Raw genomic sequence first — 14250 nt, 5'->3', positions numbered from 1 at the left:
GAAAAAAATGAGTCAGTTACGTCCGGCAATGTTAGTTTTAATGCTGCTCACCCTGATCACCGGCGTGGGGTATCCTTTACTCACCACCGGCCTGGCCCAGTGGCTGTTTCCGGCGCAGGCCAACGGCTCGCTGATCGAAGAACACGGTTCGGCGCTGATTGGCCAGAATTTTACCCGACCCGGCTATTTCTGGGGGCGGCCGTCGGCAACCGGCGACGCGCCCTATAATCCGCTGGCGTCGAGCGGCAGCAATCTGGCGGCAAGCAATCCGGCGCTGGACAAGGCGGTGGCGGAACGCGTCGCCGCGCTGCGCGCCGCCAATCCGCTCTCGCCGCAGGCGGTGCCGGTCGATTTGGTGACCGCCTCGGCCAGCGGCCTGGATCCGGCGATTTCGCCCGCCGCCGCGCACTGGCAGGCGCCGCGCGTCGCCGCCGCGCGTCAGCTGCCGCTGAAAACGGTAGAGGATTTAATCGACGCCAATACGGAGCGGCCGCTGCTCGCCTTTAGCGGCGATCCCACCGTCAACGTGCTGCGGCTTAATCTGGCGCTGGACGCGCTGACTCAACCCTGAAGGACGCAATGAACGACGAACGCGAACGCCCCGATCCCGACACGCTGCTGTTGCGGCAGGCCGACAGCCATCGCGGCAAGCTGAAAATCTACTTCGGCGCCTGTGCGGGCGTAGGTAAAACCTACGCCATGCTGCAGGAGGCGCAGCGGCTGCGCGCGCAGGGGCTCGACGTGCTGATCGGCGTGGTAGAGACGCACGGGCGGGAAGAGACCGCTAATCTGCTGCATGGGCTCGCGGTGCTGCCGCGGCGCGCCACCGGCCGCTCGCGTCATGCCGAGTTCGACCTTGACGCGGCGCTGGCGCGCCACCCGGCGGTGATCCTGATGGACGAGCTGGCGCACACCAACGTGCAGGGTTCGCGCCATCCCAAGCGCTGGCAGGATATCGACGAGCTGCTGGATGCGGGCATCGACGTGATTACCACCGTCAACGTGCAGCACCTGGAAAGCCTTAACGACGTGGTGGGCGGCGTCACCGGCATTCGCGTACGCGAAACCGTTCCCGACCCCTTTTTCGACAGCGCCGATGAAGTGGTGCTGGTGGATCTGCCGCCGGACGATCTGCGCCAGCGCCTGAAAGAGGGCAAGGTCTACGTCGGCGATCGCGCAGAGCGCGCTATTGAAAACTTCTTTCGCAAGGGCAACCTGTTCGCCCTGCGCGAACTGGCGCTGCGGCGCACCGCCGACCGCGTGGACGATCAGATGCGCGCCTGGCGCGACCAGCAGGGGCGCGACCGCGTCTGGCATACGCGCGACGCCATTCTACTCTGCATCGGCGACGACTCCGGCAGCGAAAAGCTGGTGCGCACCGCCGCGCGGCTGGCGGCGCGGCTCGGCAGCGAGTGGCACGCGGTCTACGTGGAGACGCCGCGCCTTAACCGGCTGCCGGAAGCGCGGCGGCGCGCCGTTCTGAAAACCCTGCAGCTGGCGCAGGAGCTGGGCGCAGAGACTGCCACGCTCTCCGATCCCGACGAGGCGCAGGCGGTGCTGCGCTACGCCCGCGAACATAACCTTGGCAAGATCGTTACCGGCCGTCGCCCGCTACGGCGCTGGCATCGCGACAGTTTCGCCACGCGCCTCGGCAAGCTGGGGCCAGATCTCGATCTGCTGGTGGTGGCGCTCGACGAGCCTGTCGCCGAGGCCTCGACGTTAGCGGACGCGCGCGTCGGCGGTGACCGCTGGCGCCTGCCGCTGCGCGGCGTGCTGATGGCGCTGCTGCTCTGCATTGTGGTCACCGCCGCCGGGCGCTGGCTGCTGGACGGCTTCGATACCGCCAACGGCGTGATGATCTACCTGCTGGCAGTGGTGATTATCGCGCTGCGCTACGGGCGCTGGCCGTCGGTGATCGCCACGGTAATGAATATTCTCGCCTTCGACCTCTTTTTCGTCGCGCCGACCGGCACGGTGGCGGTCTCCGACCTGCAGTATCTGGTGACCTTCGCGGTGATGCTGGCCGTCGGCGTGATCGTCGGCAACCTGACCGCCGGCGTGCGCTATCAGGCGCGCGTGGCGCGCTACCGCGAGCAGCGCGCACGTCATCTCTACGAGATGGCGAAGTCGCTGGGTAGCGCGCTGACGCCTGAAGATATCGCCGCCACTACTCAGCGCGTTATTGACGTCACGCTGCAGGCGCGCAGCCTGCTGCTGCTGCCGGACGAACAGGGCGAGCTGGTGGCGACGGGCGCGGCGACGCTGGGCAGCGAGCCGGATCGCGCCATCGCCAAATGGAGCTACAGCAAGGGCCAGCCCGCAGGCGCGGGCACCGATACGCTACCCGCCGTGCCCTACCAGATCCTGCCGCTAAAGAGCGGCGCGCACTGCCGCGGGCTGCTGGTAGTAGAGCCGCAGAACCTGCGCCAGCTGATGATCCCGGAGCAGCAGCGGCTGGTGGAGACCTTTACCGTGCTGATCGCCAACGCGCTGGAGCGGATGGCGCTGTCGCAGAGCGAGGCGGCGTCGCGGCTGGCGGCGGAACGCGAACAGCTGCGCAACGCGCTGCTCTCCGCGCTGTCGCACGATCTGCGCACGCCGCTCACCGTGCTGTTCGGCCAGGCGGAGATGCTGATGCTGGACCTGGCGAGCGAAGAGTCGAAGTATGTGACGCAGGCGAACCAGATCCGCGAGCAGACGCTGAGCACTATCCGGCTGGTCAGCAATATGCTCGATATGGCGCGTATTCAGTCGGGCGGTCTGAACCTGCGCGAAGAGTGGCTGGCGCTCGACGAGGTGATCGGCGGCGCGCTCAGCAGCATGGCACCGTCGCTGAAAGGGCACGGCGTTACGCTCGACCTGCCGTCGGAGCTGGTGCTGATCAAAGGCGACAGCGCGCTGCTGGAGCGGGTGCTGACCAACCTGATCGAGAACAGCCTGAAATATGCCGGCAACAGCGCGCAGCGCGGCATTCGCGCCTGGCGCGACGGCGATCGGCTGGAGATAGCGGTGTGGGACAACGGGCCGGGTATAGCCGACAAAGACCTGACGCGTATCTTCGATAAGTTCGCGCGCGGCGATAAAGAGTCGTCGGTGCCGGGCGTCGGGCTGGGGCTGGCGATTTGCAAAACCATCGTCGAGAGCCACGGCGGGCGCATCTGGGCGGAGAACCGCAGCGAGGGCGGCGTCGCATTCCGTCTCTCTTTGCCGCTGCCGCCCGCGCCTGAAATTTCTGAAGAGGCGCTGAAATAACTTCACAGAGGATGGGTTATACTGCCTCACCTGTCTGATTACCTGTGGGAAATTATGGAACGTTTTACCGAAAACCTGATGTATGCGTCGCGCTGGTTGCTGGCTCCGGTTTACATTGGACTTTCGCTGGGTTTGCTGGCGCTGACGATTAAGTTTTTCGAAGAAATTTTTCACCTGCTGCCCAATATTCTCAGCATTGCGGAAAACGATCTGATCCTGCTGCTGCTGTCGCTGGTCGATATGACGCTGGTGGGCGGCCTGCTGGTGATGGTGATGCTCTCGGGCTACGAGAACTTCGTCTCTAAGCTCGATATCGACGACCATAAAGAGAAGCTGAGCTGGCTCGGCAAGATGGATTCCGGCTCGCTGAAAAACAAAGTCGCGGCCTCGATCGTCGCTATCTCCTCTATCCACCTGCTGCGCGTGTTTATGGAAGCGCGCAACGTGCCCAACGACAAGCTGATGTGGTACGTGATCATCCATCTGACCTTTGTGCTGTCCGCCTTTGTGATGGGCTGGCTGGACAATATGTCGAAAAACGAGAAGAAGTCCGCTTAGTGCTTGAACGTCCCGGCTGGCCGCGTGCCGGTCAGCTGCGGCATCACCTCTCGCACCATCTCGAAAAACTTCTGCAACCGCGCCGGATAGTAGCTTGCCCAGGGATAGGTCAGCCACACCGGCAGAGGCGGCGCCTGCCACTGCGGCGTCAGCTGAACCAGCTCGCCACGCGCTAAATCTTCCTGCACCACCCACGACGACATAATCGCCGCACCCATGCCCATTAATGCCGCTTTGCGCACCGCGTAGAGGCTGTCGCTGCTCAGGCGCGGCGCAATCGCCATATTGACCGGCTGGCCGTCGTCAACCCGCTGTAACGCAATCTCGTTACGGTAAAAACTGGTCAGCGCCAGCCAGGGCAGCGTCGCCAGCTGCTCCACGGCGTCGACCGGCGCGTGCCGCGCCAGCAGATCGGGCGAGGCCACCACGATGCGCGGCACTTCCGCCAGCAAAATCGCCACGATAGCGGGATCGCTCAGCGCGCCGACCTGAATCGCGCAGTCGACATTCTCGGCGATAAAGTCGGGCGTACGATCGTTGAGCATCCACTCCACGTTAAGACGCGGATAGCGCATCAGGTATTCCACCAGCGGCGCGACCAGCTGATCCTGGCCAAAGGCGTGCGGCGCGCGCACCCGCAGCGTGCCGACCGGTTCGTCGTTGGCGTGGGTCAGCTCATCCTCCAGCGCGTGCCAGGTCGCCAGCAGCTGGCGCGCATGGGCGTAGCAGCGTTCGCCGTCGTCGGTCAGCTTGAGCGCGTGGGTGGTGCGCATGATCAGCTTCAGCCCAAGACGCTGCTCCAGCGCCTGCAGCCGACGGCTGATGGTGGGCTGGGTGGTGTTGAGTTGTGCGGCCGCGGCCGACAGACTGCCGCTTTCCACGATGCGGATAAAGGTCTGCATCAGTTCAATACGATCGGGACTGGATAAGTTGCTCATACGCACCACGCATAACAGTTTTGCCTTTTACCAGTCTACCGCGTATGGCGGCAATCCGCTTTACTAAGCGCCATACCCCTGTGGAGATGATGATAATGTCAGCGATTAACAGCATTACGGCCAGCCCGGCCGAAAGATTGCCTGGTCCCCTGGTCTTTACCCTTGCCGCAGGCGCAGGGTTGAGCGTGGCCTCGATTTACTACAGCCAGCCGATGCTGGATATCATCGGCAAACAGTTTAACGTCGGCGTCGGCGCGGTCGGTATGGTGCCGATGCTGACGCAAATGGGCTATGCGCTGGGCATTCTGCTGCTGGCGCCGCTGGGCGACCGTCACGATCGCCGCGCCATCATCCTGATTAAAGGGCTACTGCTGGTGGCGGCGCTGTTGCTGTGCGGCTTCTCCGGCGGCCTGAACGCGCTGCTGATCGCCAGCTTCGCAACCGGCCTGACGGCGACGGTGGCGCAGGATATCGTGCCAGCCTCCGCCGCACTGGCGCCCGAGCGCAGCCGCGGCAAGACGGTCGGCACGGTGATGACCGGCCTGCTGGTGGGCATTCTGCTGTCGCGGGTGGTGAGCGGCGTGGTGGCGGAGTATTTCGGCTGGCGCGCCATGTACTGGCTGGCGGCGGCGCTGGTGCTTTTCATCAGCCTGACGCTGTGGCGCGCGCTGCCGCGCTTTACGCCCGGCACCTCGGTAAGCTATCCGCGGCTGCTGCTGTCGCTGGCGCATCTCTGGCAGCATCATCAGACGCTGCGTCGCGCGGCGCTGGCGCAGGGCCTGTTGTCGGTCGGTTTCAGCGCCTTCTGGTCGACGCTGGCGCTGATGCTTAGCGATCGCTTCCACCTCGACAGCGCGGTTGCAGGCGCCTTCGGCCTGGCGGGCGCGGCGGGCGCAATGGCCGCGCCGCTGGCGGGCAGCATCGCCGACCGTATCGGTCCGGCGCGCGTCACCATCGTCGGCGCCGGGCTGGTCACCGTCTCCTTCGCGCTGATGTTCCTGCTGCCTGCGCTGCCGATCTCTGCCCAGCTGGCGCTGATCGTGCTCAGCACAATCGGCTTCGACTTAGGCGTGCAGGCCACGCTGGTGGCGCATCAGACGCTGGTTTACAGCCTGGCGCCGGAAGCGCGCAGCCGCCTTAACGCGCTGCTGTTTACCGTGGTGTTTATCGGCATGGCGACCGGCGCCGCGCTGGGCAGTCTGGCGCTGGCGCGCTGGGGCTGGAACGGCGTCGTGACGCTCGCCACGCTGGCTGGCGCCGCCAGTTTCGCGCTTCGCCTGGCGAGCCGGCACCTGAAGAACTGATCCCGCTTTCGCGCTCTTGTGCCAGGATTAAACATAATCTTTAGGGAAAACGGAGCGTTATGAACTTTCTTGCCTGGATGGCGGCCACCGGCTGCCTTCTGTTATTAATGTCGCTGGCGTCGGGATGGATCCATCGCGGGCCGGTGACGTCGTTTGGGCTTTACCTGTTGGCCGGGATCCTCTGCGGACCCTGGGTGTTCGACGTCGTGCAGATCGATATTCTGAAACATTCGGAAGCCGCCGCGCATATCACCGAGATCACCATGGCGGCCTCGCTGTTTATCACCGGGCTGAAGCTGCGCCTGCCGCTGCGCGCGCACAGCTGGCGCCTCGGCATGCGGCTCGCCTTTCCGGCGATGCTGCTGACGGTCGGCGGCATGACGCTGCTGGCGCACTGGCTGGTGGGCTTCGACTGGCCGCTGGCGCTGGCGTTCGGCGCCATCGTCGCGCCGACCGATCCGGTGCTGGCGAGCCTGATTTCCGTTAACGACGCGCGCGACGACGATGCGCTGCGCGTGGCGCTCTCCAGCGAAGCGGGCATGAATGACGGATCGGCGTTGCCATTGCTGGTGCTGGCGCTGCTGCTGTTTAACGGCGAAAGCCTTACCTGGAGCAGCTTTGGGCACTGGACGGCAGTCGAAGTCATCTGGGGAATCGGCGCCGGACTGGGACTCGGCTTTCTTTTCGGCCGCCTTGTGGGTTTGCTGGCGGCACGACTGCGCAGCGCGCACGGCGATGTGGCGCCCAATGATTTTCTCGCGCTCGCGCTGATTGCATTGAGCTATGCGGCAGCCGAAACCATTGGTGCGTCTGGCTTCCTGGCGACCTTTGCCGCTGGCGTCGGGCTGCGTCGCGCCGAGCTGCGCGTGTTTAAGGCCTATCAGCCTGAAGAATTAAGCGAAGAAGAACGCGTGCTGCCTGCCGAAGCGCTGGTTAATCCCAACAACCGTCTGGAGCACGCGGGTGAAAGCGGCGGTATGGTGAAATCGGTCGGGCTGGTGGTCAGCGATGCGCTTTCGTTTGGTGATACCATTGAGCGGTTGCTGGCGGCGGCGATGATGGTGGTGCTGGGCGTGACGCTTGCCCACCACTGGAACCTCGACGGCATTCTGCTGGGACTGGCATTATTTATCGTGGTGCGACCGCTGGCGGTCTGGCTGACGACGCTGCGCTGCGGCATTCCACCGGTGCGCCGTCTGCTGATCGGCTGGCTGGGCATTCGCGGTATCGGCAGTATTAACTACATCGCCTTTGCCTGGGTACACGGCATGGCGGGACAACAGGCCGAAACAATGGTTGATATGGCGCTGACACTGGTGGTGTGCAGCATCGTCATTCATGGCGTGACGGTCACGCCGCTGCTGAACTGGCGCTCGGCGCGCCTTTCCGCCCGGCAGAACGAAGAGTAGACCGTCATCAGGTTAAAACAGGAGTGGATATGAAAAAGTCGTTATTGATTTTACTGGGGATGCTGGCTTCATCTGCCGCGCTGGCCGCTGACGATGAGAGCAACATCCCGCAGGAGAACGTCTATGCCAGCAAGCTGTGCCATATCGTCAGCGGGGAGACACAGGTCGGCACGGCGGATTCCTACGTGCAGAAAATGAAGAGCTATACGGCGATGAGCAAATCCTCCAGCGCGATGAACCAGCCGGAGTTTGATGAAGATATTGCTAACGAAGTGGCGAACGCCTGGCTGCAGCTGGGCGAGGAGGAACGCGGCAAACTCCGCGCCGACGAACAGCTGTGCGAGCAAACGGTGATGACGCAGTTTCAGCAGGAAGATTAAACCGCTTATTTACTCTGCACAAACGCGCCTCAGGGCGCGTTTTTTTGTGGCATTTTGTGCCGAATTGCGTACATAATCGCCAGCGATTGATATGCGTCACATAATAACAGCGCCGCCGCAGACAGGCGCGTCTGAATCAGCTACTGGCATTGACTCAACGGGCATCATGATCACGCGTCGACACTTTCTTTTGGGTTCCGGAGCCCTCCTTCTTTCCATGACCGCAGGCAAACTCTTTGCCCGCGATGAGGTCATTCCGCTGTGGCCCGACGAGCCGCCGGGCGGCGGCGGACCGTCTGGGCCGCTGCGCGTCAACAAGCATGGCTCCTGGTCCAATATTGTCAGCCCGACCATCCAGCGGTTTAAACCGGAAAATCCCAACGGCGAAGCGGTGCTGATCGCGGCGGGCGGCGGCTATAAGTTTATCGGCATGGGTCGCGAGGCCTGGCCGGTGGCGCGCTGGCTCAACAGCAACGGCTATACCGCCTATGTGCTGAGCTATCGCCTGCCGGAAGAGAAGTGGCAGGCGGGCCATCTTGCACCGCTGCAGGATGCGCAGCGCGCCATTCGCCTGGTGCGTTCGCTGGAGCGTAAAGTGCACGTGCTGGGGTTCTCCGCCGGCGGGCATCTGCTCGGCATGGCGGCGGCGCGCCCAGATTTCCGCTCCTATGAACCGCAGGACGAGCTGGATCAGGTGGTGCCGAAAGTCGACAGCGTCGGTTTGATCTATCCGGTGATTACCCTGGAAGCGCCCTATACCCATACCACCACGCACCGCATTCTGGTGGGCAACGGCGCGACGCCGGCAGAAGAGGCGAACTGGTCGGTGCAGAACTATGTAACGCGCAGCTATCCGCCCACCTTTCTGGCGCAGGCGGAAGATGATCCTGTCTCCAATCCTTACAACACTGAACTGATGCGCGATACCTGTCGACGCAACCGCGTGCCGGTGGAGCTGATCGAGATCAGCCGCGGCGGCCACGGCTTCGGCCTTGGCAAAGCGGGCACGCCTGCCGCTCTGTGGGATCAGGCCTACGCGCGCTGGCTCGACCGCCTCAGCTGATCAGGTCAGTATCCGGCGGCTGTCGGGCTGCAGCGACGGCGGCAGCGGGAAATCGTCGTTCATCTCCCGCAGGCTGCGCTCGATAGTGACGCAAATGGCGTTCAGCGGCAGGTCATTAGCCTCGACGCCGAAAGGATCCTCCAGCTCTTCCGACACTGATTCCAGCGCCAGAAAGGTGTAGGAGATAAACATCGACACCAGCGGCGTCATGCCGTGCAGATCGCTGACCAGCGCAAACGGCAACAGCGTGCAAAACAGCGACACGGTGCGGTGCAGGATCAGCGAGTAGGCAAAGGGGATCGGCGTTGAGGCGATGCGTTCGCAGCCGCCCAGCACCCGCGACAGGCGGTTCAGATTCTCATCCATGCTCTGCCAGAGAATATCGGACACTTTTCCCTGCTGGCGCTGCTCGCCGAGCCATTTGCCCAGGCAAAGCAGCGCGCGGCTGGCGGGCATCGGGCTGTTCAACACTTCCTCGCGCCAGCGTAGCGGCAGCAGGCGCGTCAGATCGTCGCGCGGGTCGCTGCCGCGCAGCTGATGCTTCATGCTGTAGCTAAACGCCATCTGCAGCGCCGCGAACTCATGCGCCTTTTCCGCTTCCAGCGGCACGCTCTTGATCTGACGCAGCAGCGAACGATGGGTGATAAGCATGCTTCCCCACAGCGTGCGCGCTTCGGTAAAACACGCATAGCTGGCGTTGTTGCGAAAGCCCAGGAAGATGGCCAGCGCCACGCCGAGCAGGCTAAAGGGCGCGGTTGTCAGATGGACGCCCAGCGATTCGTACCACTGAAAGCAGACGATGGCGATAATCGACATCAGCAGGTTTAACGACAGGCGAAAACCGATTTTCGGCAGCACCGAACCGTGCCAGCCCAGCAGCCGACGGAACCAGTGTTGGTAAGGACGAACAATCATAGTGAATGCGATGTGATGAAGTTATTTTTGTATGTAAAGCCTACGCCGACCGCAGTGCGAATGCGAATTCTCGCGTGCTTTCCCCGGCTTTAATCTTAAAAAGATTATCAATATCAACCATCTAAAATAAATTTTGATAAGTTGTAAAATTCTTTCCGTTATCTCTTAACAGGCCGACTGCGTAAAGTTCATCTCAACGGAAACACAACATTCAAACCCCCTGAGAGGAAAAAAATTATGTCTAAATTCGACCTGCTGGACCCGCAAAACTCAACGCTGATTTTCATCGACCACCAGCCGCAGATGTCTTTCGGCGTGGCAAATATCGATCGCCAGCAGCTTAAAAATAATACCGTCGCCCTGGCCAAGGCCGGAAAAATCTTTAACGTGCCGGTGATTTATACCTCGGTCGAAACCGAAAGCTTTAGCGGTTATATCTGGCCGGAACTGCTGGCGGTCCATCCGGAGTCGAAGCCGATTGAGCGTACCTCGATGAACTCCTGGGAAGATGCGAAATTCGTTGAGGCGGTAGAGAAAACCGGACGCAAGAAGCTGATTATCTCTGCGCTCTGGACGGAAGTTTGTCTGACGTTTCCGGCGCTGATGGCCATGAAAGAGGGCTACGAAGTCTATGTGGTGACGGACACCTCCGGCGGCACCAGCGTCGACGCCCATGAGCGCTCGGTGCAGCGTATGGTGCAGGCCGGCGCTATCCCGGTGACCTGGCAGCAGGTGCTGCTTGAGTACCAGCGCGACTGGTCACGTAAAGAGACCTATGACGCGGTGATGGATCTGGTGCGCGAACACAGCGGCGCATACGGCATGGGCGTCGATTACGCCTACACCATGGTGCATAAAGCGCCGGCGCGTCAGGCCTGAATATGGCGTGCTAAAGAGCGCGCCTGACAGCAGGGCGAAGGTTCGATTTCGGACCTTCGCCCTTTATTATCTGTGACATTAGGGCCAGCATCCGCTGGCCCCTCTGTCCGCGCCAGATCAGCGCATCGTCACAAACTCTTCCGCCGCCGTCGGGTGGATCGCCACGGTATTGTCGAAATCTTTCTTCGTCGCGCCCATCTTCAACGCCACCGCAAAGCCTTGCAGCATCTCGTCCATACCCGATCCAATACCGTGAATGCCGACGATCTTCTCCTCCGCGCCGACGCAGACCAGCTTCATGCGGCACGGCTGGCGGTGCTGCGTGACGGCGGTGTACATGGCGGTAAACGAAGATTTATAGACCTTCACCTGATCGTCGCCATATTGCTCGCGCGCCTGCGGTTCCGTCAGGCCAACGGTGCCGATTGGCGGATGGCTGAACACCACCGTCGGCACGTTGCTGTAATCCAGATGTTCATCCGGTTTGTTGTTGAACAGGCGCTCTGAGAGACGACGACCCGCCGCGACCGCGACCGGCGTCAGCTCGACCGCGCCGGTGTTGTCGCCAACCGCATAAATGCCGTCGACGTTGGTGTTCTGATACTTGTCGACGTTGATATAGCCTTTTTCATTCAGCGCCACGCCGGTCACCGCCAGGTTCAGGTTATCGGTCGCCGGTTCGCGGCCGATGGCCCATACCAGACAGTCGACGGTCTGCTCGCGCCCGTCTTCCAGCTGCAGCGTCAGGCTGCCGTCGGTGTTCTTCACCACCGCTTTCGGCACGGCGTGGGTGTGCAGCGTCGGGCCTTCGGCGTTCATCACTTCCACCAGCGTGTCGGTGATCAGCGGATCGAAGCTGCGCAGCGGCGCATGCTTGCGTACGAACAGATGCGTGTCGGAACCCAGCGCGTTAACCACGCCCGCCAGCTCAACGGCGATATAGCCGGCGCCGATGACCGCGGTACGCTTCGGCAGCGCCTCCAGTTCGAAGAAGCCGTCAGAGTCGATGCCGTACTCCGCGCCCGGTACGTTGGGATGGCTCGGCCGGCCGCCGGTGGCGATCAGAATATGATCGGCGGTAATGCGCTCGCCGTTCACTTCTACGGTATGGGCGTCGACGAAACGGGCAAAGCCCTTAATCACGTCGACATTGTTTTTACCCAGCACGTTATCGTACGAGGTGTGAATACGATCGATATAGGCGCTGCGGTTTTTCACCAGCGTCTTCCAGTCGAAGTGGTTTACCGTGGTATCGAAGCCGTAATCCGGACCATAGAGATGGATAGCCTCGGCGATTTGTGCCGCGTGCCACATCACTTTCTTCGGAACACAGCCCACGTTCACGCAGGTGCCGCCCAGCTCTTTGGCTTCAATCAGGGCGCATTTCTGGCCATACATGGCGGCACGGTTAATCGAGGCGATGCCGCCGCTGCCGCCGCCAATGGCGAGATAGTCATAGTGTCGTGTCATGGTGTGTCCATCCGGTTGCAAGAGTTTGGTCAGGATTGTAACGCTGAGAGGCGAGACGGCGCAAAGATTGCGCCTATGATTGTAATAGGGTTGAATTCTCTCCTCACTGACAGGGAAGCATAGCATGCAGCTTACATTTCTCGGCACCGGCGGCGGCGCGCCCAGCCTGCAACGCAACGTCACCTCCATTGCTTTTACGTATTCGCCGCGCGGCGACACCTGGCTCTTCGACTGCGGCGAAGGGACGCAGCTTCAGTACATGCGTTCGTCGCTCAGGCCGGGACGCATGAACAAAATCTTTATCACTCATTTGCACGGCGACCATATTTTCGGCCTGCCCGGTTTGCTCACCAGCCGCTCCATGGGCGGCATTACCGAGCCGCTGACCATTTACGGGCCTGAAGGCATCCGACGCTTTGTCGAAACCGCGCTGTCGCTCAGCGGCTCCTATACCGACTATCCGCTGGAAATCGTCGAGATCGAAGCGGGGCCAGTGCTCGACGACGGCGAGTTCCGCGTCAGCGCCTGGCCGCTGGTGCATCCGCTGACCTGCTTCGGCTATCGAATCGAGCAGCACGATAAGCCGGGCTTTCTCGATGCCGCGCGTCTGAAAGAAGAGGGCGTGCCGCGCGGGCCCTGGTATCAGCAGCTAAAAGCGGGAGAGAGTGTAACGCTGGAGGATGGACGGGTGATTAACGGCGCGGACTATCTCGGTCCGGCGACCAGAGGCAAAACCCTGGCGATTTTCGGCGATACCGCGCCGACGCCGATGGCGCTGCAGCTGGCGGCCAATGTCGATCTGATGGTGCATGAAGCGACGCTGGAGGCGGCTCTGCAGGAGAAGGCCAACGGGCGCGGCCACTCTACGACGCTGCAGGCGGCGCAGGTGGCGAAAGAGGCGGGGGCGAAGCGCCTGATCGCCACGCACTTCAGCTCGCGCTATCTGCCGCGCGACATGCAGCGCTTGCTGGACGAGTGCCGCTCGGTATTTCCCGACACCGAGCTGGCACAGGATCTGGCAGTGTTTACGCTGTAGCTTATTCCGCGACGAGCTGCGTCACGGTGGCGTGGCCGGTTCCGGCAGGCACCAGCTTCTGGTGCAGCCAGGGCAGCAGCTCGTTCATTTGCTGTGCCAGCTTCCACGGCGGGTTGACGACGATCATGCCCGAAGCGGTCATGCCGCGCTGATCGCTGTCCGGGCGCACCGCCAGCTCGATTTGCAGAATATTGCGGATGCCGGTCGCTTCCAGATCGCGCAGCATATGTTTGATCTGCTGGCGCAGCACGACCGGATACCAGAGCGCGAAAACGCCGGTGGCGAAGCGCTTGTGGCCCTCATGGATCGCCTTCACTACCGCCTGATAATCGCTTTTCAACTCGTAAGGCGGATCGATCAGGATCAGGCCGCGACGGGTCGGCGGCGGCAGTTTCGCCTTCAGCTGCTGATAGCCGTCGGCGCGCTCTACGCGGGCGCGGCTGTCTTTCAAAAACTCGCCGCGCAGCAGCGGGTAGTCGCTGGAGTGCAGCTCGGTAAGCTGCAGCTTATCCTCTGCGCGCAGCAGATAGCGCGCGATCAGCGGCGAGCCGGGATAGTAGCGCAGCGTACCGTTGGGGTTCAGGTCGCGAATCGCGTTGAAGTAGGGCTTTAGCAGCTCCGGCGCGTCCGGCTGCTGCCAGATGCGGGCGATGCCTTCCAGATATTCGCCGGTCCGCTCGGCATGCTCGCCGCTCAGCAGATAACGGCCCGCGCCGGCATGGCTGTCGAGGTAGAGGAACGGCTTTTCTTTCTCTTTCAGCGCGCTGATGATCAGGCTCTGTACGGTGTGTTTCAGCACGTCGGCATGGTTGCCGGCGTGAAAACTGTGGCGATAGCTCAGCATAACAGTGGGGATTCCGCGGTTGGCGTAAAAAGGCGTACTGCAAGTTAGCGGGATTATACCTGCTGAAGGCGAAAAATGCTGGCCGATTCTCCGTCGCTCGCCCGCCCAACGCGTTTCTTCGCCGCTCAGCCTGGCTGGCATTGATTTTCGCTACACTTAACCGCATGTTAGTAAGATTGCGTTGCGCGCCTCGCGCGCCCCA

General features: G+C 62.1%; 13 protein-coding genes. 9 read left to right on the top strand and 4 right to left on the bottom strand.

Translation table 11 applies throughout. The features are described 5' to 3' along the window. Positions 1-7: 7 nt before the first annotated feature. From kdpC to JS46_RS16930, 3 genes are read left to right on the top strand one after another with little or no spacing between them, the layout of a single operon-like run. Positions 8-571, top strand: a complete 564-nt coding sequence (gene kdpC / locus JS46_RS16940) for a potassium-transporting ATPase subunit KdpC (protein WP_033753362.1) — start codon at positions 8-10, stop codon at positions 569-571. A gap of 8 nt (positions 572-579) precedes the next feature. Beyond that, positions 580-3252, top strand: coding sequence for a two-component system sensor histidine kinase KdpD (gene kdpD, locus JS46_RS16935; protein ID WP_033753359.1), 2673 nt, complete (start codon positions 580-582; stop codon positions 3250-3252). 54 nt (positions 3253-3306) lie between these two features. Beyond that, positions 3307-3810 carry a TIGR00645 family protein gene (locus JS46_RS16930; protein ID WP_033753356.1) on the top strand — a complete coding sequence of 168 codons (504 nt, stop codon included), beginning with the start codon at positions 3307-3309 and terminating at the stop codon, positions 3808-3810. Here JS46_RS16930 and JS46_RS16925 read toward each other — a convergent pair. After that, positions 3807-4748, bottom strand: a complete 942-nt coding sequence (locus tag JS46_RS16925) for a LysR family transcriptional regulator (RefSeq protein ID WP_033753354.1) — start codon at positions 4746-4748, stop codon at positions 3807-3809. The genes JS46_RS16930 and JS46_RS16925 overlap by 4 nt on opposite strands. 95 nt (positions 4749-4843) lie before the next feature. On the opposite strand from JS46_RS16925, the gene JS46_RS16920 reads away from it, so the two are divergent. The 4 genes from JS46_RS16920 to JS46_RS16905 all read left to right on the top strand — a co-directional run bounded on the left by JS46_RS16920 (position 4844) and on the right by JS46_RS16905 (position 8904). Continuing rightward, positions 4844-6052, top strand: a complete 1209-nt coding sequence (locus JS46_RS16920; protein WP_033753351.1) for an MFS transporter — start codon at positions 4844-4846, stop codon at positions 6050-6052. A 59-nt stretch (positions 6053-6111) separates the two neighbouring features. Next, positions 6112-7461, top strand: a complete 1350-nt coding sequence (locus JS46_RS16915) for a sodium:proton antiporter (protein WP_033753348.1) — start codon at positions 6112-6114, stop codon at positions 7459-7461. Positions 7462-7490: 29 nt separating this feature from the next. Beyond that, entirely contained in the window at positions 7491-7841 is a 351-nt protein-coding gene (locus JS46_RS16910; RefSeq protein ID WP_033753345.1) for a hypothetical protein, read from the top strand. 166 nt (positions 7842-8007) lie between these two features. Beyond that, entirely contained in the window at positions 8008-8904 is an 897-nt protein-coding gene (locus tag JS46_RS16905) for an alpha/beta hydrolase (protein ID WP_033753342.1), read from the top strand. Here the strand turns inward: JS46_RS16905 and JS46_RS16900 are convergent, their stop codons facing one another. Then, on the bottom strand, positions 8905-9819 hold the full coding sequence (locus JS46_RS16900) for a bestrophin family protein (RefSeq protein ID WP_033753338.1): 915 nt from the start codon (positions 9817-9819) through the stop codon (positions 8905-8907). A gap of 237 nt (positions 9820-10056) precedes the next feature. Here JS46_RS16900 and JS46_RS16895 point away from each other — a divergent pair, with 237 nt between their 5' ends. Continuing rightward, complete coding sequence (locus JS46_RS16895) at positions 10057-10698, top strand: hydrolase (RefSeq protein WP_033753334.1); 642 nt, start codon at positions 10057-10059, stop codon at positions 10696-10698. A gap of 117 nt (positions 10699-10815) precedes the next feature. Here JS46_RS16895 and gorA read toward each other — a convergent pair whose 3' ends face one another. Further along, positions 10816-12168, bottom strand: coding sequence for a glutathione-disulfide reductase (gene gorA, locus JS46_RS16890; protein ID WP_033753332.1), 1353 nt, complete (start codon positions 12166-12168; stop codon positions 10816-10818). A 124-nt stretch (positions 12169-12292) separates the two neighbouring features. Here gorA and rnz point away from each other — a divergent pair, with 124 nt between their 5' ends. Beyond that, positions 12293-13204, top strand: coding sequence for a ribonuclease Z (gene rnz / locus JS46_RS16885; protein ID WP_033753329.1), 912 nt, complete (start codon positions 12293-12295; stop codon positions 13202-13204). 1 nt (position 13205) lies between these two features. Here rnz and JS46_RS16880 read toward each other — a convergent pair whose 3' ends face one another. Continuing rightward, complete coding sequence (locus JS46_RS16880; protein ID WP_033753328.1) at positions 13206-14048, bottom strand: 23S rRNA (adenine(2030)-N(6))-methyltransferase RlmJ; 843 nt, start codon at positions 14046-14048, stop codon at positions 13206-13208. Positions 14049-14250 lie beyond the last annotated feature (202 nt).

This window comes from Pantoea sp. NGS-ED-1003 (assembly GCF_000738765.1).
GTDB classification, from domain to species: domain Bacteria; phylum Pseudomonadota; class Gammaproteobacteria; order Enterobacterales; family Enterobacteriaceae; genus Pantoea; species Pantoea septica.
The sequence above is the reverse complement of the archived record's forward strand: the minus strand, read 5'-3'. Positions and strand labels throughout refer to the sequence as shown.